20 protein-coding genes and 1 pseudogene are annotated in these 23,929 nt (G+C 59.3%); 14 read left to right on the top strand and 7 right to left on the bottom strand.

The window, feature by feature from the left end:
• Window positions 1-2: 2 nt before the first annotated feature.
• Window positions 3-890, bottom strand: coding sequence for a LysR family transcriptional regulator (locus G8O24_RS21410; protein ID WP_188102759.1), 888 nt, complete (start codon window positions 888-890; stop codon window positions 3-5).
• 105 nt (window positions 891-995) lie between these two features.
• On the opposite strand from G8O24_RS21410, the gene G8O24_RS21405 reads away from it, so the two are divergent.
• Window positions 996-2,492 carry a CoA-acylating methylmalonate-semialdehyde dehydrogenase gene (locus G8O24_RS21405; protein ID WP_188102757.1) on the top strand — a complete coding sequence of 499 codons (1,497 nt, stop codon included), beginning with the start codon at window positions 996-998 and terminating at the stop codon, window positions 2,490-2,492.
• 46 nt (window positions 2,493-2,538) lie between these two features.
• Here the strand turns inward: G8O24_RS21405 and G8O24_RS21400 are convergent, their stop codons facing one another.
• Window positions 2,539-2,964 carry a MarR family winged helix-turn-helix transcriptional regulator gene (locus tag G8O24_RS21400; protein WP_188102833.1) on the bottom strand — a complete coding sequence of 142 codons (426 nt, stop codon included), beginning with the start codon at window positions 2,962-2,964 and terminating at the stop codon, window positions 2,539-2,541.
• A gap of 220 nt (window positions 2,965-3,184) precedes the next feature.
• On the opposite strand from G8O24_RS21400, the gene G8O24_RS21395 reads away from it, so the two are divergent.
• From G8O24_RS21395 to ertD, 13 genes and pseudogenes are all read left to right on the top strand, one after another.
• A complete protein-coding gene (locus G8O24_RS21395) occupies window positions 3,185-4,861 on the top strand; it encodes an MFS transporter (protein ID WP_188102755.1) in 1,677 nt (558 codons plus the stop codon).
• Window positions 4,862-4,958: 97 nt separating this feature from the next.
• Window positions 4,959-5,417 carry a tautomerase family protein gene (locus tag G8O24_RS21390; RefSeq protein WP_188102752.1) on the top strand — a complete coding sequence of 153 codons (459 nt, stop codon included), beginning with the start codon at window positions 4,959-4,961 and terminating at the stop codon, window positions 5,415-5,417.
• Between the two features lie 483 nt (window positions 5,418-5,900).
• Window positions 5,901-6,842 carry an ABC transporter permease gene (locus tag G8O24_RS21385; protein ID WP_188102750.1) on the top strand — a complete coding sequence of 314 codons (942 nt, stop codon included), beginning with the start codon at window positions 5,901-5,903 and terminating at the stop codon, window positions 6,840-6,842.
• A gap of 92 nt (window positions 6,843-6,934) precedes the next feature.
• A pseudogene (locus G8O24_RS21380) lies at window positions 6,935-7,750 on the top strand (ABC transporter permease); the annotation flags it as partial.
• Entirely contained in the window at window positions 7,747-8,730 is a 984-nt protein-coding gene (locus G8O24_RS21375) for an ABC transporter ATP-binding protein (RefSeq protein ID WP_188102746.1), read from the top strand. The pseudogene G8O24_RS21380 and the gene G8O24_RS21375, both read left to right, overlap by 4 nt.
• Window positions 8,727-9,725: an ABC transporter ATP-binding protein gene (locus G8O24_RS21370; protein WP_188102745.1), complete on the top strand. Its 999-nt coding sequence runs from the start codon at window positions 8,727-8,729 to the stop codon at window positions 9,723-9,725. The genes G8O24_RS21375 and G8O24_RS21370 overlap by 4 nt, the downstream gene beginning before the upstream one ends.
• 51 nt (window positions 9,726-9,776) lie before the next feature.
• Window positions 9,777-11,711 (top strand): LysR substrate-binding domain-containing protein, encoded by a 1,935-nt coding sequence (locus G8O24_RS21365; protein WP_188102743.1) that lies wholly within the window; start codon window positions 9,777-9,779, stop codon window positions 11,709-11,711.
• 187 nt (window positions 11,712-11,898) lie between these two features.
• Window positions 11,899-13,191 carry an NtaA/DmoA family FMN-dependent monooxygenase gene (locus G8O24_RS21360; protein WP_188102741.1) on the top strand — a complete coding sequence of 431 codons (1,293 nt, stop codon included), beginning with the start codon at window positions 11,899-11,901 and terminating at the stop codon, window positions 13,189-13,191.
• A gap of 29 nt (window positions 13,192-13,220) precedes the next feature.
• Entirely contained in the window at window positions 13,221-14,417 is a 1,197-nt protein-coding gene (locus G8O24_RS21355; protein WP_188102739.1) for an MFS transporter, read from the top strand.
• Window positions 14,418-14,444: 27 nt separating this feature from the next.
• The gene (locus tag G8O24_RS21350) at window positions 14,445-15,512 is read left to right on the top strand and encodes a flavin reductase (protein ID WP_188102737.1); all 1,068 of its coding nucleotides are present in this window, start codon (window positions 14,445-14,447) and stop codon (window positions 15,510-15,512) included.
• Window positions 15,509-16,375: an aldo/keto reductase gene (locus G8O24_RS21345; protein WP_188102735.1), complete on the top strand. Its 867-nt coding sequence runs from the start codon at window positions 15,509-15,511 to the stop codon at window positions 16,373-16,375. Before G8O24_RS21350 ends, G8O24_RS21345 begins: the two co-directional genes overlap by 4 nt.
• Window positions 16,372-17,985, top strand: coding sequence for an ABC transporter substrate-binding protein (locus G8O24_RS21340; protein WP_188102733.1), 1,614 nt, complete (start codon window positions 16,372-16,374; stop codon window positions 17,983-17,985). Before G8O24_RS21345 ends, G8O24_RS21340 begins: the two co-directional genes overlap by 4 nt.
• Before the next feature lie 52 nt (window positions 17,986-18,037).
• Window positions 18,038-19,432, top strand: a complete 1,395-nt coding sequence (ertD, locus tag G8O24_RS21335; RefSeq protein WP_188102731.1) for a hydantoin-5-propionate amidohydrolase — start codon at window positions 18,038-18,040, stop codon at window positions 19,430-19,432.
• Between the two features lie 82 nt (window positions 19,433-19,514).
• Here the strand turns inward: ertD and G8O24_RS21330 are convergent, their stop codons facing one another.
• The 5 genes from G8O24_RS21330 to G8O24_RS21310 form a co-directional block, all read right to left on the bottom strand.
• The gene (locus tag G8O24_RS21330) at window positions 19,515-20,441 is read right to left on the bottom strand and encodes a serine hydrolase domain-containing protein (protein ID WP_368736610.1); all 927 of its coding nucleotides are present in this window, start codon (window positions 20,439-20,441) and stop codon (window positions 19,515-19,517) included.
• Window positions 20,442-20,744: 303 nt separating this feature from the next.
• Window positions 20,745-21,473, bottom strand: coding sequence for a glutamine ABC transporter ATP-binding protein GlnQ (gene glnQ, locus G8O24_RS21325; RefSeq protein WP_283815574.1), 729 nt, complete (start codon window positions 21,471-21,473; stop codon window positions 20,745-20,747).
• On the bottom strand, window positions 21,470-22,126 hold the full coding sequence (glnP, locus tag G8O24_RS21320; RefSeq protein ID WP_188102727.1) for a glutamine ABC transporter permease GlnP: 657 nt from the start codon (window positions 22,124-22,126) through the stop codon (window positions 21,470-21,472). The genes glnQ and glnP overlap by 4 nt, the downstream gene beginning before the upstream one ends.
• An 87-nt stretch (window positions 22,127-22,213) precedes the next feature.
• Window positions 22,214-22,966: a transporter substrate-binding domain-containing protein gene (locus G8O24_RS21315; protein WP_188102724.1), complete on the bottom strand. Its 753-nt coding sequence runs from the start codon at window positions 22,964-22,966 to the stop codon at window positions 22,214-22,216.
• A gap of 26 nt (window positions 22,967-22,992) precedes the next feature.
• On the bottom strand, window positions 22,993-23,895 hold the full coding sequence (locus tag G8O24_RS21310; RefSeq protein ID WP_188102723.1) for a PhzF family phenazine biosynthesis protein: 903 nt from the start codon (window positions 23,893-23,895) through the stop codon (window positions 22,993-22,995).
• Window positions 23,896-23,929 lie beyond the last annotated feature (34 nt).

The following is a 23,929-nucleotide window of genomic DNA, read 5'->3' as shown; positions in this document are numbered from 1 at the left end:
CTTCACCGCACGAGGAAATACTTCCTTGCTCGCCGTATGGAAGTCACGAGGTGCCGATGCACGGCTTTGACTCGGGGAGTTTCATGCGTGTCCGGATGGGAAACGAGCCAGTAGCTTCGCGTGAAGCTATGGTCGGGTAAAAGCCGACGAAGTTCGGGGTACCGGGCCGCCGCATAATCGTGCAGAATTCCGACGCCATGTCCCGCCCTGACTGCTTCGACCTGCCCCATGACGCTCCCGCACTCGAAGCGTCGCTTGGTATGCATTTCGAAACCGGATGCGTAATCCAGAGCGGGACTGTAGGCGATATCGTCGATATAGGTGATCAGGAGGTGGTCCGATAGGTGCTCTGGATGGGTTAACGGCGAAGCCTTTTTAATGTATCCGTCGGCTCCATAGAGACCCAAAGTGTAGTCTGTGAGCTTCGTGCAGATGAGCTTTCCTTCCTCCGGTCTGTCGAGCATCACCACAATGTCGGCTTCCCGCTTGGCGAGGGAGAATGTACGAGGAAGCGGCGCCAATTGTATCTTGAGGCCAGGGTTGTCGGCTGCGAAAGCAGCCAACTTGTCCACCAAGAAGTAGTTTCCGAGACCGTCCGGCGCTCCGACTCGAACCGTGCCGTCCAGCCGGTCGGAAGCTTCGACAAATGCGGCGCCAACCCGCAGAAATTCGGACTCGGCTCGCTCGGCCGCTCCAAGGAGCGCGAGGCCTGCCGGCGTCAGCGACGAACCGGTTGTCGTTCGAGTGACTAGCTTAGTGTTCAGATCCTCCTCGAGTGCAGTCAACTGCCGCGCAACCGTCGCGTGATTTACCTTCAGCCGCTTCGCGGCGCCGAGGATCTGGCCACTCCGCGCTACTTCGAGAAATATGCGAATTCGATCCCAATCCATCCGTCGACTCTATTTTCTGCACAACCGGTCCGCAATGCTTCTCGTTGAGAGATGGGTGCGGGACTGCCCAAGGTAATCCGGTTATCTCAATCGGAGAACCTGGCGATGACGACAACCCGAATTCCTCACTATATCAACGGCAGGCGCGTCCTTGGCCGGAGCCAGCGCACATCATCTGTTTTCAACCCGGCAACTGGAGAGGCGACAGGCGAAGTCGGTCTTGCAAGCAGTGCCGAAGTCAATGAGGCGATTGCCTCGGCGAGACAAGCCGCCGAAGGCTGGGCCAATACTTCCCCGCTGCGTCGGTCCCGCATTCTCAACCGTTTCCTCCGGATTGCCGAAGATCGCATCGACGAACTTGCCGGTCTCATTACATCAGAACACGGTAAGATACTCTCTGATGCGAAAGGAGAAGTTCAGCGCGGTCTCGAGGTCGTGGAGTTCGCGGTGGGTGCGCCGAGTCTCCTGAAGGGCGAGATCAGCGAGAACGTCGGATCTCGGGTGGACAGCTATGGCGTTCGTCAGCCTTTGGGCGTGGTAGCAGGGATCACGCCGTTCAACTTCCCGGCCATGGTGCCTATGTGGATGTTTCCTGTGGCGCTCGCCTGCGGAAATACCTTCGTTTTGAAGCCATCAGAACGCGATCCATCTGCATCGCTCCTGATCGCGGATTGGCTCACGGAGGCAGGGCTGCCAAACGGTGTGTTCAACGTCATTCACGGCGATAAGGAGGCCGTTGATGCTATCCTACATAACCCGGAGGTGATGGCTGTGAGCTTTGTGGGGTCGACCCCTATCGCGCGATACATCTACGGCACCGCAGCGAACTCCGGTAAGCGGTGCCAGGCGCTCGGCGGTGCTAAGAACCACATGATCGTCATGCCAGATGCCGATCTTGACCAGGCGACTGATGCGCTCATGGGAGCCGCTTATGGGTCTGCAGGCGAGCGCTGTATGGCCATTTCAGTCGCAGTTCCGATAGGAGACCGGACGGCTGAGGCCCTTCTTGAGCGACTCGAGCCCAAGGTGAGGGCGCTCAAGATCGGAGCGGGCACCAATCCGGATGTCGAGATGGGTCCGTTGGTTACTCGACAGCATCTCGAGAAGGTCCGAGCCTACATCGACTCCGGCGTAGAGGAGGGGGCCAAGTTGTTGGTTGACGGTCGCGATTTCCGGTCGAATGAAGGTGGCTACTTCATCGGCGGTACGCTTTTTGACCGCGTGTCGACCGATATGAAAATCTACAAGGAAGAAATTTTCGGACCGGTGCTCAGTGTTGTGCGTGCTCCGGACTATGCGACCGCTGCGGGGATGATCAACGACAATGAATACGGTAACGGAACGGCGATCTTTACCCAGAATGGCGACGTCGCACGTGAATTCGCCAACCGGATCAAGGTAGGCATGGTTGGTATCAACGTTCCTATTCCCGTGCCCATGGCTTTCCACTCGTTCGGCGGATGGAAGGCCTCGCTTTTTGGCGATCACCACATGCATGGGCCCGAGGGTGTGCGATTCTATACCCGATTGAAAACCGTGACGACCCGATGGCCTACTAGTATCGCAAAGGGGTCGGAGTTCGTGATGCCGACGCTCTCCTGATGCAAGCCGGTCGGCGCACTTGCGGAGCGCGCCGGCCGCTTTCGGGTTAATCTGAGAACTGAAGGGACAAGAGGGCCTCGATCAAACGCTTCTCGGTAGTTGATTTTAAGTGCTGCTTCATATGGGCTTCTACCTTCGCCTGCGCCTTTGACCAGGAGGGGATCGCATCGCTTAGCTTCTTCTTCCCCCGCTCGTTCAATCGGAGAATCTTCTCGCGCGCATCGGTCTCGCCAGTCGTTGCGTCAACCCAGCCCGCGTCGATTAGCATTTTTACGCCTCGCGACATCGTGGTCCTATCGAGCGCAAGCTCCTCCGACAGCTCCGATAGGGTCGCTTGGCCCAATCTCTGCAAGCCTCGAAGCATCGAGAACTGCGTGATCCTCAAGCCTTGGGCGCGCAAAGCGTCGTCGTAGATCTTGGTAACGCCGCTCGATGCTCTGCGCAGTTGGGTGCAGTAACAGTCAGTATACATCTGTCTCAATTTCGAATCTCCCGCACAACCTGGCTCATCGACCGGAAATGAGTACGCTTGACACCGAAATTAGTTGCGTGTACACACAACTAACCTTGGGCCGGCCCATATGCGTTTGGTTGTACATACAAGCAATTGCAGAAGGAAGCAACCCGTCGGCGTCGTCTCAACGCGCCCAAAAACGATGAAAAAATTATGATCTCAAGGAGGAATAAAGCAAATGACAGTAGCCGCGATCGATGATCGAACGACGTCCGACCACATCGGAGCCGACACCGCCAAAGTCATATTCGCATCGTCTCTCGGGACGGTCTTCGAATGGTACGATTTTTATCTTTACGGATCGCTGGCCACCATCATAAGCAAGCAATTCTTCTCCGGGGTAAACGAGACGACCGGCTTCATCTTCGCTTTGCTGGCCTTTGCCGCGGGCTTTGCAGTGCGTCCCTTTGGCGCTCTATTCTTCGGTCGGCTCGGCGACATGATCGGCCGCAAATACACGTTCCTCGTCACCATCGTAATCATGGGGTTGTCCACTTTCGTGGTCGGCATCCTCCCCACCTATGCCAGCATAGGTGTGGCCGCACCGGCCGCTCTGATCGTCCTGCGGTTGGTGCAAGGACTTGCGCTGGGTGGCGAATACGGCGGAGCAGCGACTTATGTGGCCGAGCACTCTCCGCGCGGAAAGCGAGGATTCTACACCGCGTGGATCCAGACGACAGCGACGTTAGGTTTCTTCCTGTCGTTGATCGTGATCCTCGCAACGCGTTTGGCCGTGGGCGAGACGGATTTCGGAATGTGGGGGTGGCGAATACCGTTCATCGTCTCCATCGCGCTGTTGGGAATTTCCGTGTGGATCCGCCTGTCTCTGACGGAATCTCCGATTTTTCAGCGCATGAAAGCCGAGGGCAAGATATCCAAGGCGCCGATCTCCGAAGCATTCGGACGGTGGGCCAACGTCAAGATTGTCCTTATTGCGTTGTTCGGTCTGGTCGCCGGGCAGGCGGTCGTCTGGTACACGGGTCAGTTCTATGCACTCTTCTTCCTGACCCAGACGCTGAAAGTTGAGCCCATCGCGGCCAATCTTCTCATCGCCGCGGCGCTGGTCATCGGAACACCCCTGCTTGTAATTTGCGGTGCGCTGTCCGATCGCGTGGGTCGTAAGCCGATAATCCTCCTTGGTTTCCTGGGGGCGGCTGTCCTATATTTTCCCATCTTCGAAGGCCTGACGCGCTACGCAAACCCAGCGCTTTATGCAGCACAGCGAAGCTCTCCAGTCACCGTCGTCGCCGATCCGAACCAGTGCTCTTTCCAGTTCAATCCTGTCGGCACGGCCAAATTTACGCGCTCCTGCGACATAGCCAAGTCGTTCCTTGCCGGTGCCGGCGTGAGTTACGCAAACGAAGCCGCTCCCTCTGGCGCTATCGCCTACGTCAAGGTCGGTGACCAGCGGGTGGACAGCTACGAAGCGTCCGGTCTGTCGAAAGAGGATGCTGGCAAAAAGGGCGCTGACTTCACAAAGGCGATCAGCGCAACGATCTCCGCGGCGGGCTATCCGAAGTCGGCCGACCCTGCGGAGATCAACTATCCGATGGTGCTGCTGATGCTCGTTGCGCTCGTGGCGCTGGTTGCGATGGTGTATGGACCTATAGCCGCGGTCTTGGTCGAACTCTTCCCGACCCGCATACGGTATACCGCGATGTCTCTCCCCTATCACATCGGAAACGGATGGCTTGGCGGTTTTCTCCCGACGACGGCCTTCGCCTTGGTCGCGGCCTACGGAAATATGTTCGCCGGCCTTTGGTATCCGATCGTGATAGCGACGGCAGCTTTCGTCGTTGGACTCCTTTTTCTTCCTGAGACTAAGGACCGTCCATTGGATGATCAGGTCATCTGACGTGTGTGGGCGTGCATAACCGGTGGTAGAAGTCCTCGAGGGGGCCAAAAGAATTCTAACTTGAACGATAAGTCTCAAAAACTTGAAAGGAAACGAGATGCCCACCTACATTGTGACCTGTACGGAAGGACGGCTAAGCGGACCTCAGAAGAGCCGAATCGCTGAAGCTGTGACGCGAGCGCATGGTGAGACGACAGGAGCTCCGTTCTACTTCGCGCAGGTGACCTTCAACGAGGTCAGGTCGGGAAACTACTTTCTCGGTGGCGCACCTCTCGACGGCGATCATATCTTCGTCCACGGGACTATCCGCGACGGTCGTCCAACTGAGCTAAAGGACAAGCTGCTGGTGCGGCTCACTTCCGACATCGCCTTCGCCTCCGAGATGAAGCCGAGTTCCGTTTGGGTATACATTTCCGAACTGCCGCCAAACCAGATGGTCGAGTTCGGTCGCGTCCTCCCACTACACGGAAAAGAAGCCGAATGGTCTGCAGCTTTACCCGAAGCCGAGAAGGCGCGCCTCGAAGCTATTGGCATCCCCCGCGGTAAGGCATCCTGATTGCAACCAGGCGATGGCCTCTTCCGCAAGGGCGGCAAGCGGCGCAGGTTCGGGAGGCATGAGAAAATGGCCTTGCCAATCGATCCAATGAAACCGCGCTCCAGGAAGCAGAGAATGCAGATTGCTCTTACGCGGGTGCGTCCGCTTTGGAATGCGCGTTAATTTGGAACTGGTTTGGTCTTTAAGGTTTCGCGCACGTGGAGGTCAGTGAGTATGGGGGCAATTGGCGAGAGATGCGGAGTCGAGTTGACGGCATCAGGAACGGGCCAATGACCTGGATGAAGGCAGCCTCCAAGAACAATTTCGTAGCATTCACTGGCACGGTATTGAGCACTGTGATCAAGCATTCCGCTTTGCAGCCACCTTACCGTGGAATCTATCGCCGGAGACGTGAACCACTATTGGCTGTTCGAGCGATGCCGGACTAGTCTTCCTTAAGCCAATCGGGACGGCGCATCGGGCGTGCGCGGCTCGGGAGACGACATGCTCTACTACATAGTCCGCCGCCTGCTGATGCTGCCTCCGGTCATGTTTATCGTGGCCTCTATTGTGTTTGGGCTGCTCTACGTCACGCCCGGAGATCCTGCCGCGATGATCGCAGGGGATCAGGCGACACCAGAAGAGGTCGAGCGGATCCGTATATCGATGGGGCTCGACCAGCCATTCTACATCAGATTCGGCGTCTGGATTTGGCAGGTCATGAATGGAGATCTCGGCACATCCATCTTCGCCAATCAGCCTGTCGTGCACATGATCGGTCAGCGCATAGGGCCAACCTTCTCTCTGCTGACATTGAGCCTCGTCGTGTCCGTCGCCATAGCCATTCCGGTCGGAGTGGTCGCGGCTTGGCGCAGGGGACGTGCGATCGACAGAGTGATCACGTCGCTAACGGTGCTTGCATTTTCGCTACCGGTATTCGTGGTTGGGTATCTCCTCGCCTTCTCGTTCTCGACCACGCTCGGCTGGCTGCCGGCGCAAGGTTACGTTCCATTAGCTGATGGTTTCGCTCCCTACATCTCGCATCTCCTCCTTCCTTCGCTGACGCTCGGTCTATCCTATGCCGCTATTCTGGCGAGAACAACGCGAGCGTCGATGCTTGACACGTTGACACAGGACTATGTGAGAACAGCTGTCGCGAAAGGGGCCGGGCCTCGCGTAATCCTCTACAAGCATGCCTTGAGGAACGCGTCCGTGCCGATCGTCACGATCGTCAGCATCGGTATCGCGACGCTAATGGGAGGCTCCGTCATTACAGAGAGTGTTTTCTCCATTCCTGGTATCGGACGCCTGACGCTTGATGCAATCCTGCATCGCGATTATCCGGTAATACAAGGCGTCGTCTTGCTCTTCAGTGCCAGTTACGTTCTTATTAACCTCATCACCGACTTGGCGTACACGGTTCTGGATCCGAGGATCCGATATTGAACAGTCACGCATCTCCTTCCGACATCGTTGAACGTCTACGAACGGTCGAACGGCCGTCTCGGCCGAGTATTTTAGATTGGAAGGGTTGGCGCGTCCTTAAACGACACCCGCAAATCGTTGCGGGTGTCCTGATCTTACTCGTGGTCACTGCGATAGCAGCCTTTGCGCCGATGCTGGGAGCCGTCGACCCGCGTGCGGTATCCGTGACCAAACGGCTGCGGCCCCCGTCGGCGGAGTTCTGGTTCGGCACCGACGCGTTGGGCCGCGATCTCTATTCGCGCGTTGTATATGGCGCGAGGATCTCTATAGGCGTCAGCATATCATGCGCATTTTTGTCGTGCATCGGCGGCACGATTATCGGAATGGTCTCGGCGTCCGGAAAGTGGGCTGACTCGGTCGTGATGCGGATCATGGATGGCTTCATGTCAATTCCCGCGATGCTTCTGGCTATCGCCCTCATGGCCGCGACGCGAGGTTCGGTCGGCACCGTCATTGTCGCGATTACGATCGTCGAGATTCCTCGGGTCGCGCGAGTGATACGCGGGGTCATGCTTGCGCTGCGAGAGTTGCCTTTTGTCGAGGCGGCCGTAGCCGCCGGCTCGACAACCCCTAAAATCGTCATCCGACATCTGCTGCCAGCGGTCGTATCGCCGCTGACGGTTCAGGCCACCTTCGTGGCGTCGGCGGCGATCATCATCGAGGCGAGCCTTTCGTTCATTGGTGCTGGTACGCCGCCCACGATTCCGTCTTGGGGCAACATCATGGCTGACGGGAAAACGCTCTGGCAGGTGAAGCCGCACCTCGTGTTCATTCCGGCGGTATTTCTCGGCGTGACTGTCTTAGGGGTGAACCTTTTGGGCGACGGACTGAGAGACGCCCTCGATCCCAGAATGGCAGAGCGGCCGTGAACCCCGTCCTAGAAGTTCACGACCTCGATGTTTCCTTTGACACATCTGTTGGGAGCCTTCGCGTCGTCCGCGGCGTGTCATTCTCCGTCGGAGCGGCGGAAACGGTGGCGATTGTGGGGGAATCGGGCTCGGGCAAGAGCGTAACAGCTTTATCCCTCATGAGGTTGCACGATCCCGACAAGACGAAGATCTCCGGAAGTATAAAGTTTAAGGGAACCGAGCTTCTGACGCTACCCGAAGCCCGAATGCGGACCGTGCGCGGCAACGAAATCGGCATGATCTTTCAGGAGCCGATGAGTTCGCTCAACCCGCTCATGCCGATCGGCGACCAGATCGCCGAGGCGGTCTTGCTCCATCATGACAAATCCCGCGCCGAAGCCAGACGCCGGGCTCTGGATTTGTTAGTCCAGATCGGCATTGCCGATCCACAGCGACGGATGCGCGAGTATCCGCATCAACTGTCTGGAGGGATGCGCCAACGCGTCATGATTGCCATGGCGATGGCGTGCGATCCCGAGATTCTGATTGCGGACGAGCCAACGACGGCCCTCGATGTCACGGTGCAGGCTCAAATTCTTGGTTTGATGCGCGACCTCAAAACTCGGACCGGGTCGTCGATCGTGATTATCACGCATGATCTGGGCGTCGTGGCCGAATTGGCCGACCGCGTCGTAATCATGTACGCGGGGGTGAAGGTGGAGGAAGGGACCATCGCGGAAATCTTTTCTCAACCTGCGCATCCCTACACGGTCGGTCTTTTGGGGTCCATACCGAGTCTTGGTTGCAGCAGAAGTGGCGGGCCGCTGACCGAAATCCCTGGACAGGTGCCGTCGCCGAGTCGAGTCGCCGTCGGGTGCTCCTTCGCAGCAAGATGCGGTCTCACGTCCTCAATCTGCCTAGAGATCGAACCCAGGCTGGAGAATGTCTCTCCCAGACATGGAGTGGCGTGCCATCACAAGATCAGGACGCCGGTCGCATGAGTGAATCTGCTCTTCTCGAAGTCATTTCGCTCAAGAAGCACTTCCCGCGCCCTCGCACGGGCTTCGGACCCCGAGAGGTCGTGAAGGCTGTCGACGACGTTTCGTTCACAGTTGCGCGGGGGGAGACTCTCTCGATCGTAGGCGAGAGCGGGTGCGGGAAATCCACCTTGGGCAGAACGGTCCTGGGCCTGACGCCTCCAAGCGCAGGAGCCGTTTGGTTCGATGGCTGGCGGGTCGACGGCCTAGCTAAGCCGCAGCTGAGGAGGATCAGGCGACACTTCCAAGTCATCTTCCAGGACCCCATGGCCAGCCTCAGTCCGCGGATGCGAATCGGCGACATTTTAGCCGAGCCACTTATCAATTTCGGGATCGTCGAGGGGCGCAAGGCTGTCGACGCCCGGGTCGGCGAGCTCCTCGAGATGGTTGGTCTTCCGCGCGAGGCATCAACTCGCTTCGCTCATGAGTTCTCCGGCGGCCAGCGTCAGAGAATATGCATTGCGCGCGCGCTGGCGCCGGAGCCGAGTCTGATCGTTTGCGACGAGGCCGTATCGGCGCTCGACGTCTCCGTTAAGGCGCAGATCGTCAATCTGCTGGCGAGCCTTCAGGACCGCCTCGGGCTGTCACTGCTCTTCATAAGCCACGACTTAGCCATTGTCGGTTATCTGACGCATCGTATCGCGGTGATGTATCTGGGCGTGGTGGTCGAAATTGGCGACCGTGACTTGGTCCTCGACCGTCCGATGCATCCCTATACCCGCGCCCTGATCTCAGCAGTGCCCAAGACAAGAGGAGAAACTTCCAGGCGCATCGTACTTGCGGGCGACGTCCCTAGCCCAATCAACCCGCCGATGGGTTGCCGCTTTCATACGCGATGTCCGAAAGCCTTTGATCGCTGCAAGGTGGAAGAGCCCAAATTGAGATCAGTCGGAACACCGCGCAGGTTGGTGGCATGCCATCTGGGCATTTCAGAGCAGCATGCATCCACCGAAGGTTAATGCTGGCATGCATTTTGCTGCGCTTTACGGGATTCCGGCGAGGACACCCGTATGCCTGTTGCAGACCTTCGCGACCGCACCTCCGGCATCAATCTGAGCCAGATCGAGACGTTCTTGGCGTTGGTAGAGGAGGGAAGCGTTGTACCGGCCCTGAAACGTCTTGGATTAGGGCGCTCGTCCCTGAGCGCGCATGTCAAGTCGCTGAGCGATGAATTGGGCCAGCGCCTCGTTATCCGCCTTCAAGGTGGCTTGGCCGTTACGCCGGTCGGACGCGAAGCTTACAGGCTGCTGCTTCCCTTCATGGAACACGCTGCGCATTGCCTCGCCTATTTCCGCAGCAGAGAAGAGGCCGTCCCCAGGCGTATCGAGGTGGCCCTGCCACAAGAATGCGCCGGTGGAATGTTTGACCGAGCGTTTATCGGGGTCGCGAGATCCGCGATGAGGCGCGTCAGCCCGTACTGGGTCACTCCGAGGTACGGCAGATCTGAGCCAACCGACAGGAGTGCTCTGGTCGTCAATTTCGGGGACAAGCGATCCGGCGGCCCAAAATCCGCAGATGTGCACGTAATCGCGGATCGTTGGGTCGTGGTGCGCGCGGGACCGAACAAGGGGTGGTCCACCAAGGACATGGCCTTGTCCGAACTGGTGAACAACACCTTTTCGGTGCCCGAACTGCCCGAAAATCAACTCGCGCTCCTCCTTGCCATCGCGGAAAAGACCCAGGCGCGCATCAACTGCCTGAGCCAGGACTTGCAGGAGATCTTGGCCAATGGCAGTAGCAGCAGAAACTTCAGCCTCCTCATTCCAGCCGCGCAGCTGAATCCAAACCTCGTGAGCGACCAATTCGAATGCGCTCTGCTTGAGAAGAGCGATTTCGATCCAACCATCACCATATCCGGCGAATACAGCGCCGTTTTCGGTCCGGAGCTCTGCGAGCAGTACAAACTGTCGCTCGCTTCAGCCATGGCGACCAAGGGGTTGGCGCCAGCGAATGATACCGAGCCGGAGCGAATTTCGCTGAAACTATGTCGCTCGTTCCTGGCGCTGTACGAGGAAGGAAATATGCGGCGAGCTTCGCAGCGCCTGTGCATCGTGCAGCCGGCACTGACTGTGCAATTGCACGGCCTTGAGGAGTTATTGGAAGCGCAACTGTTCGAGCGCTCCCATCGCGGCCTCGAGCCGAACTCGAGCGCTGACTTTCTCTACAGCCTGCTTGCGCCGCTGATGGCTGAGTTCGAAGGTGCTGTTCGAACGCTGCGGGCCGGCGCGGTCGGCGGGCGACTGCGGCGGCTCCGGCTTGGCCTCATTCCTGCGCTCGATGCCGAAAGCGAGACGGCCGAATACTTCGCGAACGCGCTTAATCGGTGGTCCGAGCGCTATCCCGAGACGATTGTCCGGGTGCTCGAGGCCTACTCCGCGAAGCTGCTGCAATGGCTTTTGTCTGGACGCATCGACTTCGCCCTGACGGATCGCGTAGTCGAAAGCCCGGAAATGTGCTTTGATCTGATTGCGGAGGACGAGATGGCGGTCGTCGTTGAAAGATCGACGCAGCTCCTGCCGCCGGGGCCTGTTACGCTTGAGACCGCGTCCAGATTGCCACTGGTGCTCCCATCAAATCGGCACGGCCTGCGCTCGATCATCGCCCAACCGCTGCAAAAGGCGGGCTTGGAGCTTAATCCGAGGATCGAGGTCGATTCCATGGCCGCGGCGCTAAGTCTCGTGAAGATTGGACGGTATGCGACCATTCTGCCGACCGGAGCCATCCACAAGAGCACCGATCGCAGGCGCCTTTCCATTCACACCATCCACGCGCCCCGCGTTCTGCGCAGCATTTGTCTGGTCAGGATGCGAAACGACATCCTGGATCCAGCTGCTCAGGAGTTTATCGAGGAACTGCGAAGCGCGTTCTCGTCGGCAGGCGAACGCATCGCCCTTGAGCCGAACAACGCGGACGATCACGTTGCATCCTTAAAGCTCATGGCCTGATGCGAGAAAGAGCTCAACGTGAGCGGTAAGTGCCGGGTAAGGGCAGAGTCTCGCCCTCCGAGCCGATCATATCGGGTACGGCAATTGTTATCGGCGGTTTCGGGAGATTGAATTATCAGCGGTGCGGCGTTCGTGGTTTCCTGCTTTCGAAGAATTATTCCGCTGGATTCGGAACGCAGGAGTCGTCATGAGCATGTTTCATCTGGGTTGGTTTTTGGGCCCCGGCATTACGGTCCAAGGTTGGAATACGCCCAATTACGCCCCAAGCTACGACTGGACGCAGCCGGACATTTATCAAGATGCGGCACGAGCCCTCGAGCGGGCCTGTTTCGATTTCATGATTCTGGAGGACACCAGCGCCGTCCCTTCTGCCTACAAGGGATCGATGGATTTCTACCTGAAAAACGCGACGATGACGCCGAAGCTGGATCCGGCGGTCCTGACGCCTTACATCCTTTCGGTGACCAAACGCCTAGGCGTCGCGTTGACCTTAACGACGACCTTCTATCCGCCCTGGATTTTGGCGCGGCAGATGGCAACTCTCGATCACTATTCGAAGGGACGTATCGGCTGGAACATCGTGACCGCCACCAGCGATGCGGCTGCGCAGAACTTCGGATACGACAAGCAGTTCGAGCACGACCAGCGCTATGACATGGCGGACGAGTACATCGATCTCGCAGCGCAACTCTGGGAAGCCTGGGATGCCGATGCCGTGCGCATGGACCTAGAGAGCCAGACGTTCGTCGATCCGTCGAAGGTCAAGGCGATCAACTTCCAGGGAAAATACTACAAGTCGCGCGGTCCGCTGAACGTGCCGCGCTCTCCTCAGACCAAACCCCTGTATGTCGCTCCGGGTGGCTCGCCGCGCGGCCGTAAGTTCAGTGGGCGCAACGCCGAGGTTGTACTCGCCGGCGGCGATTCGATCGCGGAGATGAAGGAATATCGCGCGGAGGTCCGATCGCACGCGGAGGCCTATGGTCGAGACCCGGACAAGATTAAGACGATGTTCATCGCCGGCGTATTTGTCGCGCGCGACAAGAAGGGCGTCGAAGAGATCAAGGAAAATTTGCCTAAGATGAGGCAGCGCCGATTCGAGGCGCACCTTGCTTCCCTCTCGTTCTTGTCCGGCATCGACTTCTCGAAATTCGATCTCGATACACCGCTTCCGGAGATCAAGACGAACGGCATGCAATCAATGTTACGCATGTTCAAGGATGCAGGGCCAAAGGCGACCCTGCGAGATATCGGAATGCGTCCTCCTGGCTGGGAGCTGATCGGAACGCCGGACGAGATCGCCTCGATGATGAAGGAGGCCATGGAGGAAATCGGCGGGGACGGCTTCCTCGTTACCGGGCCTGTCACGCCGCGCTATGTCAATAGCGTAACCGACGAGCTTGTTCCCGTGTTGCAGAAGCGCGGCCTGACGCGAAAAGAGTATAGCCATGAGCACCTGAGGGACAACGTGATGGCATTCTAGGCCGAGCGAAGTTGGTCTGGGGACATCCGATGACAAGGCCGCTTATTTTCCACCGCAATGTGCTCGCGCTGACCAGCGCGCAGGCTTTCGGCGCGGCCGGACCTCCTATCGTAATTTCCTTGGGCGGTCTCGTCGGTCAGATACTTGCGCCGTACAAGGCACTCACGACGCTTCCGGTTAGCCTCTACACAGTTGGCCTCGCGCTCGCCACGATACCCGTGTCGCTTGGAATCGGCTTGTTCGGGCGCAGGTCCGTCTATCTTGGCGGAGCGATCCTCGCGCTCCTCGCCGGCCTGACAGCAGCGTACGGAATCATCACGGGATCGTTCGCGGTCTTTTGCATCGGGACCGTACTGGCCGGGCTGAACGGAGCTTGCGTGCAGACCTATCGGTTTGCGGCAGTTGATTCCGTTCCGGCCGCCCGGCGCGCCAAGGCGATCTCTCTCGTTATGATGGGCGGTTTCGTCGCAGCGATCATCGGACCGCAAGCTGTGATTTGGACCAGGGATGCTCTGCCGGGCTTCACGTTCGCGGGCAGCTTTCTGACGCAGTCGCTCTTTGCATTAGTCTCATTCATTGTCCTGCTGCCATTGCAAGTCCCGCCGGCGACCACGAAGACCGGACCCGGAGGACGGTCGCTCGTCGAGATCGCGCGCACGCCGAAATTTCTTCTCGCCGCAGTCACCGGCATGGTCTCCTACGGCACGATGGGCTTTCTGATGACGGCCGCTCCCATCGCGATGACAGGTTGCGGTCATACAATCGGCGAAGCCGCCCTGGGCATTCAATGGCACGTGTTGTCGATGTTCGGACCCAGCCTCGTCACGGGGTCTTTGATCGCGCGCTTCGGTGAGGCACGGGTCACATTGACCGGCCTGTTGTTGATTGTCCTCAGTGGGATTGTGGCGCTCTGCGATACCGGCCTCTTGGGGTTCTGGACTTGCCTCATCCTGGTCGGCGTTGGCTGGAACCTAGGCTTCGTCGGAGCAACCAGCATGGTCGCGGGCTGCTGCGATCCGATCGAGCGCCCACGGGTTCAGGGACTAAATGACCTTCTCGTATTCGCTACCACAGCGTCGGGATCGCTCTTGGCGGGAGGACTCATGAGAACGGAGTGGGGGTGGACGGCCGTCGGCTGGACAGCCGCAGCTCTCGCTTTGGCCATGGGTGCTGTTCTGTCGCTCGCGATCTGCCGCAGCAGAGCCGCCGATATGGCGTCGGCATGACGTCGCTATGTCCTTGAGGAGTGACACGTGAACGGATACGAAAATCTGGCGCTCATGAACGGCGAGATATTCAAGGCCTTAATGCGCAACATTGCCTCGAGTGTCGCAGTGATTTCGACTAGCAACGAGGGGCGGCTGCATGGGATGACTGCCACGGCAGTCTGCAGCGTCAGCGCCGACCCCGCGACGATCCTCATCGTCGTTAACCGCTCGACCCGCAGCCACCCGATCATCGCTACGACTAAGCAATTCACGGTCAACATCCTGGCCGAAGACCAGCACGAGATAAGTGGGCTGTTTGCCTCGAAGCAGGACAATCCGTTTTCGACCGTCGAGCACCGGATCGGCTTGAACGGCAATCCGATCATCGTGGGCGCCGCAGCTCATCTCGAATGCTCGACCTACTATGAGGTCGACGTTGGAACGCACACGATTTTCGTCGGGCATGTCACGAGTGGGGACGTATCGACTGTGCCGCCCCTGGTCTATCACGAGGGGCAGTACAAGTCGCTTTCACCCCGCAAGCCTGAACGCGTTGTCGCGCCGATGTTCATCGATCGGTGGTCGCCAAGGGCATTTTCGCCGAGCGAAATCGACGACGAATCACTCATGTCGCTGTTCGAGGCGGCGAGGTGGGCACCGTCGTCCATGAACGCGCAGCCCTGGCGCTTCATCTATGTCAGGCGCGGTCAACCGAAATGGCAACCGTTTCTAGATGCGCTTTCGAACACGAACCGATCCTGGTCGGTGCATGCCGCCGCGCTCATCGCGTTCGTCTCTAAGAAGACTCTGCAATTCGATGGAAAGGAATTTCCGTCACCGACTCACAGCTTCGACACCGGCGCAGCATGGATGAGCTTCGCGCTCCAGGCAAACCTCTCGGACTGGTACACGCACGGTATGGCGGGCTTCAACGCGGAGAAGCTTGCCGTCGAGCTGGAAGTCCCCGACGACTTTACTATCAACGCCGTCGCGGCGATCGGCAGGCTGGGCGACAGTTCTTCATTGCCGGATCATCTCAAGGCGCGGGAAATACCGAGCGAGCGGAAGGCGCTGTCGGAGCTCGTGTTCAACGGCACTTTCGGTGCGGCATGAACGTCGGGTCGGTGACCATACCGAGCACTAACCCGCAATCCGGCCGCTCCCCCGCGCCGCCGCAGGTCGGGCTCGGCACGCGGCTGCTGTTGGGCGACAGATGCACCGATGTCGTTCTCAAAGCCATCGAGATCGGATATCGGTACATCGACACTTCGCCGAGCTATGGCAACGAGGATGCCGCAGGCCGGGCAATTGACCTCTCCGGGATCGACCGGCGCGAGATGTTCGTTACCACGAAGGTGGAGCGCGATGAGCTTCGTCCCGAACGCCTGCTGGCGTCGGCGCAGCGAAGCCTCGACACGCTCGGCCTTGATTGGATCGATCTTCTACTCATCCACTGGCCCAACGCCGACGTGCCGATTTCTGAAACGCTTTCCGCAATGGGCGAATTGCAGCGCTGTGGTGTCGTTTCACATATCGGCGTGGCCAACTTTCCGGTGGCTATGCTCGACGAGACCATCGCGGCGGCCGGTCGGGCCGGCACTAGACTGTTCGCGAACCAGATCGAGGTGCATCCGTCACTTCCGCAGCGACGGCTCGTCGCCGCATGTACCGCACGAGGCGTGCGCGCCATCGCTTATTCCCCGATGGGGCGCGAGGATCTCGGCCATACCGCTGTATTGGACGTGGCCAAGCGCACCGGGCGAACTCCAGCACAGGTCGTGCTCCGTTGGCACATCCAGAACGGCGTCCTGCCGGTGCCGATACCCGAAACCGGGGAACCTGGACAGATCGCATCCCAGTTCGACCTCTTCGAATTCGAACTCTCCAATGAAGATATGGCTGCGCTCGCGGGGGTCGGCCCGGAAAGGCGCTATTTCTCGCCTCCTTGGGCCCCGGCCTGGGATCCGCAGGATTGACTCAGCCGATTGAAGTGAACAGAGGAAAAATCATGTACAGACGAGATTTCCTGAAGGGCCTGGCCGCGAGCGCACTTCCTTTGCCCGCTTTTGCGCAAGGCAAGACGACGACGTTGAAGGTCATCAAGAGCCAAAATCTCGGCAGCGTCGATCCGATCTGGACGACGGCTGCCGCCACGCAGGATTTCGGTTTCATGGTTTTCGACACGATCATCGGCGCGGATGCCGATTTCGTTCCGAAGCCGCAGATGGCCGAGGGCTGGACGATCGAGGAAAACGACAAAACCTACATCTTCAAGCTTCGCGAGGGCCTCAAATTCCACGACGGCGAACCGGTCAGGTCGGCCGATTGCATCGCGTCGATCCGGAGATGGTGGGCGCGAGACGTCGCCGGTCAAATGGTGGCGGCCGTGACGGACTCGATGGATGTCATCGACGATCGCACATTCAGGCTCCGTTTGAAGTCGCCGTTTCCGCTGTTGCTCGATGCGTTGGGCAAGCTCAGTCCCGCAAGCTGCATCATCATGCCCGAACGGATCGCCAAGACTGATCCATTCAAGCAGATACCTGAGGCGATCGGTAGCGGTCCCTTCAAGTTCCTCACAAAAGAATGGATACCGGGGCAAAAGGCGTCGTTCGCAAAGTTCGGCGATTACATTCCTCGATCCGAGCCGTTCAGCGGCCTCGCGGGGAATCACGCCGCAGCTGTAGATCGGGTTGAGTGGTCGTTCATTGGCGATGCCGCGACTGCCGCCGCCGCTATGCAATCCGGGGAGCAGGACTACTGGGATGGTTTGCCGGTAGATCTAGTACCCCTGCTGAAGGACAATCAGAAGCTTGTCGTAGGGCCGAGGAATACGAGCGCCACGAACTATACGTTCGTGATGAACCACCTTCAGCCACCATTCAACAACCCCGCAATCCGGCAGGCTGTCGCGATGGCGATCGATCAGAGTGAATACTTGACGGCCGCGACGGCCGGCCTTCCCGAGAACGGCGGAGCCTGTCCAAGCTTCTATACGTGCACCTCGCCTTACGCGAGCGACGTCGGGGCATCCGTGCTGAAGGAGAAAAGCATCGAGAAAGCGAAGGCAGCCCTCAAGGCTGCGGGCTATGCCGGCGAGAAGGTCGTGTTCATTGGCGCGAACGAGCCACCGGCACTGGCCGCGATTGCTCAAATATCGGACGATCTTCTCAGGCGAATGGGCTTCAACGTTGAGTTCGTGACGACCGACTTTGCTGGGATGATCCAGCGCCGCGTCAACAAGGGCCCGGTCGACAAGGGAGGATGGAGCGCCTTCAACAGCACATATGGTGGCGTCGATCTCCGCAATCCGTCAGTCAACTCACTGCTGCGTGGCGCGGGCGAGCAATCTTGGTTCGGATGGCCGACCAATCCTCGGCTCGAGGAATTGCGAAGCCAATGGTTCCTACTGACGAACCCGCAAGAGAAGGTGAAGGTTGCCCACGAGATCCAGGTCGAGGCGTTCAAGACGCTTCCGTACATTCCGATCTGCTATTCCTATCCGCCGATAGCTTACAGCAAGAAGCTGACCGGCGTGACGCGCCAGCCAATCAACTCCTTTTGGGGAATTGGCAAGCAATCCTGACGACCAGCGCCGATCGTGCGGCAGAACTGTTGAATCCAGAAAAGGTGTCTTCATGAGCGATTTCGATCTCGTTCTTACCGGGCAGGTAGTGCGAACCGACCGGGTGATAGAGAATGGCTACGTAGCGATCCGGGGAGACACCGTTGAGCTGGTCGGCGGCGGCGAGCCCCCCGCTGCCCGCGAGCGCCAAGACTTCGGAAAAGCCTTCGTGATGCCGGGGGCGATCGACGCTCAAGTCCACTCCAAGTCGCAGCTAGGCCAGGAAGACTTCATCTGGTCGACCCGCGCGGCCGCCGCGGGCGGCGTCACGACCGTGGTGGATATGCCCTACGATGCCGGCTTCCTGGTTTGCACGGGGGATCGAGTCAGGCAGAAGATCAAGGAGGCGGGCGAACAAGCGCGTGTGGACTATGCGCTGTACGGTACGATCTATCCTGGTGACGGGCCGAAAAATATCGCGGGAATGGTCGACGCAGGAGTCTCTGCCTTCAAGTTCTCCACGTTCAACACGGATTCGAAGCGTTTTCCACGTATCCCCCCGCAAGATCTCTACGCTTGCTTCACCGAGATCGGCAAGTTCGGCCTGGCCGCGGGCGTGCATAACGAGAACGACGAGATGGTGAGAGCCGCGATGGCGAGCGTCGAGGCCGGAGGTATCACCGATTATCGTGCTCATGCCTTGTCTCGGCCGCCAGTCACGGAAACGCTGGCGATGGCAGAAGTCTATGAGCTCGGCGCCCAATCGGGATGTTCGACGCACGTCGTGCATTGCTCGGTGGGGAGGGGCTACGACCTGTGCCAGGCCTATCGCCAACAGGGATTCGATACGACCGTTGAGGCCTGCATCCATTATCTCACGCTGGACGAGGACAGCGATGTCGCGCGCCTCGGCGGCAAGGCCAAGATCAACCCTCCCATTAGGCCGCGTGCCGAGGTCGAGGCTCTCTGGCGGCATCTGGCGGCAGGGCACGTGACGGTCGTGTCGACCGACCATGTCAGCTGGTCGGAGAACCGCAAAACCGATCCTATGATGCTGAAAAATTCTTCCGGCGTTCCCGGTTTGGAGGTTCTATATTCGTTGCTCGTCAAGGGGCTGGTCGAGCGCGATCTCGACATCTCGTTTGCCGCTAGGCTGCTTGCGGCCAATCCAGCTCGCCTTTTCAGGTTCGGGCACCGCAAGGGCGCGTTGGAGCGGGGGCGTGACGCCGACGTTGTGGTGATGGCGCATGCGCCTCACCGATATGATCCTGGAGAGTCGGGGCACAACTTCGTGACGTGGAGTCCGTATGCTGGGATCGAGCTGCCTTACCGGCCTGTTGCAACCTATTTACGTGGCAAGCTCGTGTTCGACGGCAGGAATGTTTTGGCAGAACCGGGCACGGGTGCTTTCGTCCGGCCGCCGGCTCTGCGGTCCGCGCTCGCGAAAAACGAATCGGTAGCCGCCTGAGGGCGGCTCCTTACCACTGTATGCGCGCGTTGCTGAAGGGAGCGCAGGCTTCCTACTGACGCAAAAGTGACCCTTGATGTCCTCAAATCAATTTCGCGAGCCGGTCAAACAGCGCGAGATTGAGCCGCTTCATGTCGTTGCTGACGGGCACCGGTTGAGAGGAGAATTTTGCGATGACCATCTCAGCAGCGGGATCGACGTATAGCCATTGCCCATGGATGCCCAAGGCGAAGAAGGCCTTGCTCGCTTCGCCGGTCTGATACCATTTGCTGCGATAGCGGCCGTTCGGCAACCACTCGGTGGACTTGCCCTGCGCCCACGCCTCGGCAGAGCCGTTGTTGATCAAATCGGCGATCCATTCTTGCGAGACGATGCGCCGCCCGTTGACGACGCCGCCGAGCCGCATCATCTCGCCAATGCGAGCGAGATCGCGCGGCGTCATGCAGATGCCCCCGCCGGTTCGCGCCGAACCCGCCGCATCGACCGTGACATAGGCATCGCGCCTCGCACCCAGCGGCTGCCAGAGCCTGATGGAAACGAGGTCCGCGAACCTTAGCCCTGACGCGCGTTCAATGACCAGACCCAGAACATCGGAATTCGGCGATGCGTAACGAAAAGGTCCGCAATGCTCTTTCGGGCCCTTCTTCAGCGAGGACAGGAAAGCAAGCAGCGTTTCCGGAGTATCGCCCGCCGCGGGGGGCTCAAACAGCCCCGCTCGTCGGTAACGGGCAAAGTCGCCGCGCGGGTCGAGGTAGGTTTCCTCGAAATCCAGGCTCAGCCGCATGTCGAGAAGATCGCGGATCCGTGCGTCCGCATAGGCGGACGATTTCAACTCCGGCACATAATGCGCCACGACCTTGTCGACATCGAGTGCGCCATCACCCTCCAGAATACCCGCCACGATCGCGGTCACGGATTTGCTCGCGGAGAACAGAATATGTCGTGTCTCCAGGTCAAATCTCGGCGCGTGAAAATCCGCAATGATGCGACCGGACTTCATGACGACCATGGCATCGGCTGAGGTCATCGACAGGATGTCGGCGATCGTGGCATTCGCCCCATCGATGGATGCAGTCTCGCGGATCAAGCCTTCGGCGCTAACAAGCGCATGTTCGGCCAACCCAGCTGTGGCTGCGATCGGTGCGGTCGGGATGAGTTCGCTGACGTGGCGGAATGCCCAGACGTTCCAAGGTGCATCACGCCAATTGCTCAAGCGGACGTCACTGCGGGGAAACCCGTAGCTCGTCTCAAATGCTGACGACATCAATTAAAGAGCTCCATCGAAATACGAAACGCCCGACCTGACGCGCCATCAGTGGACGTGTTGCAGGAAGTCACGAAACCGATCGCTCGGTGGCGCAGACAACAATTCGACTGGATTGCCGTCGTGAACGAGGTGGCCCTTGTCGAGAAACAGCAGCCGCGAGCCGACGCGTCGGGCAAAGCTCATCTCATGAGTCACGACGACCATGGTCATCCCCTCCACCGCCAGCGTCTGCATAACTTTGAGCACTTCCTGTCGCAGCTCGGGATCCAGAGCTGACGTCGGCTCGTCGAACAACATCAATTTGGGCTCGACAGCGAGCGCGCGAGCTATCGCCACACGCTGCTGCTGGCCACCCGAAAGCTGCGAAGGGTAATGGCTCATGCGCTCGGCAAGCCCGACCTTCTCCAGCAAGGCCGCCGCGATCTCGCACGCCTCGGCCCTGGAGCGGCCCCGCGCGCGGATGGGACCGAACATCACGTTCTCCAGCGCAGTCAAATGCGGGAACAGGTTGAACTGCTGGAAAACCATGCCGGCTTCGAGTCGGATGCGCCTGATATCGCGCGAGGATCCTCGCACGCTGATATTGTCGACGCGGAGGTCGCCGTCGCTGATGGTTTCCAGCACGTTGATGCAACGAAGCATGGTCGATTTACCGGAGCCCGAAGGTCCGACCACCACCGCAACCTCACCACTCCCGATAGCGAGTTCGAGCGGATGCAGGACGAGATGAGAGCCAAACCGCTTCGTCGTCTGCTTGAATTCGATCATGCTCATGGCAGGCGCGATTTCCGTTCGACAAAGCGGAGGCTGATTGTGAGCATGCTGATCAGGATTAGGTAGATCAGCGCCACCGCAGTCCAGATCTCCACGGCGCGGAAATTCTGCGACATGATCTCTTGGCCGCGACGGGTTAGCTCGCCAACCCCGATCACCAGGAAGATCGAGGTATCCTTCACCACGGCGACGACCTGATTGCCCATCGCTGGGAGCGCGCGGCGGAACGCAATCGGCGCGATGACATAGGTCAGCACCTTCCTGAAGCCGAGCCCCATAGCGAGCCCCGCCTCCCGCAAGCCTGCCGGAACGCTGTCGAGCGCGCCGCGCACGATCTCGGCCGTGTAGGCCCCCGAGTTCACGATCAGCGTGATGATCGCCGCGCTCGTCGCGCTCAGCCGAATGCCCAGCATGATCGGCAGCGCAAAATAGATGAACATCACCTGCACCACGATCGGCGTGCCACGGATCAAGGCGACGTAGGCCTGCGCCGGGGCCTGCAACAGCCAGCCACCGTAATTGAGCGCGACGGCCGTGAGGACGCCGAGGACGGTGCCGCCGATCAGGCCGGCGACCGCGATGAAGATGGTGAGCTCAAGGCCTTGCAGCAGGTCCGGCAGAGCCGCGGTGGCTGCAGTCCAGTCGAAGTTCATGGGTCTAATCAGGTTCGACGGCGAGGTTGCAGATGCCGGCAAAAGAGCGCTGCAGACAGCACTCATTCGCCATCCGTCTGGTGAAACTTACGCAGGCTCGGTGCCGAACCATTTCTCGCGCAGCGACTTCAGCCGCCCGTCGGCCTTCATGGCGGTTAGCGTGGTATTCGCGGTCGCCACCAGCGGACTGCCCTTCTGGAAGCCGATCCCGACATCGCGGCCTTCGAGCGGCGGACGGATTACCCTGACTTTTCCCTTGCCGGCGTTGTTGGCGTAATACATCAACGCCGGCATGTCGTAGATCACCGCGTCCGTGCGGCCCGCTTCGAGCGCAAGCAAGGCATTGTTAATTGTCGGCAATTGCGCGACCGTCGCGCCCTTAATGTGTTCTTTGATGAATTCGACGGCGATGGTTCCGGTTTCGGTGCCGATGGTTTTTCCCGCGAGATCGTCGGGCGTCCTTATATCAGTATTGTTTGTGCCCGTGACGGCGATGAGCCCGCTCAGATAATAGGGATCGGAGAAGTCAATCACCTTCTGGCGTTCGGGCTTGATGAACAATTGCGAGACAATCGCATCGATGTTGCGGGTCTGCAAAGCGGGGATCAGCGCACCGAACTCCATCGGCTGCACGCGCCATTTGCGATTGAGACCTTTGGCGACCTCAGCCCAGACCTCGATGTCGAAGCCGGAATAATGGTCCCCCTCCTTGAACGCGAAGGGAGGGCTGCCGACGTTGGAGCCGACGACGAGCTCGGCCTCCTCGGATCTTGCCCGATACGACAGCGATAGCGCGGGCGCCGCGATCAATCCAAGCTTGATAAAGTCTCGACGTTTCATTTCTGCCTCCACGGTTGTCGCCTGCCTCACAGGATCTTTTCGCAATCAGTCGGCCGCACAATTCCACCGAGCCAGCAGCCATTGGCTCGCCCGCCTTCTAGATTGAAGCGGACCGAGATTTCGGAAGGACGCTTCATCGCGCGCCCCTGACGGATCGTGATAGGGCGCACGGACGGTTCGACGAGCCCGTTCTCCAGCAGACCGAACGACAAGGCGGCCGCTGCAATGCCAGTCGCGGCATCTTCGGGATAGCCGGAAGAACTCGGAAATTGTCGGGCATCGACGATTTGCGCAATCCGATCGGACATGGCGTAGGGATAAAGTCCTGTGGAATCGATCCGTGCGCAGAGCTGCTCGATCCGGCCGAAATCCGGCTTCAAGCCGTCGAGGATCGACACGCTCTTCAGCGGGACGAGGGTCTTTACCCGGCTCGTGCGCGCATTCTGAATCGGGAGCGTCGCGAGATCACCGGCGTCAATTCCGAGAACGTCGAGAATGTCGGCCTCGATTCCGGGCGCGTTCGGCAGCAGCTCGACGCGACCTTCGGGCTGCGACACTTCCACCAGAATGTCTTGTCTGGAGAACGTCTCGACACGAGCTTCGACCTGGCCGCTCCTGGTCCAGATCGAGACGCGGTCGCCTCGCAGCTTGCCGAGCTTTGCGAGCAGCCATACCGCGCCTACCGTTGCATGGCCGCACATCGACATTTCATGGTTGGGCACAAAGAAGCGAAATTCGAAATCGCAGCCCGAACCTTGGGGCGGCGGCAGGACGAAGCCGCTCTCATGGCCATACACCTGCGCGACGCGCTGCATCTCGGCGTCCGACATGCCGGCCGCATCGATGACGATCGGGGCGGGATTGCCGCCGTCAGGCCCCGCGGCAAACACGCTGACAAATCGAACGTCTCGTTCCGAATTGGCCGTCACCTTGATCGCGCAGTCCCTGTTGCCTCATGCGCAC

Origin of the sequence: Bradyrhizobium campsiandrae (genome assembly GCF_014529705.1) — a bacterium.
Classification (GTDB): Bacteria; Pseudomonadota; Alphaproteobacteria; order Rhizobiales; family Xanthobacteraceae; genus Bradyrhizobium; species Bradyrhizobium campsiandrae.
This window is presented reverse-complemented; position numbering and strand designations above follow the sequence as displayed.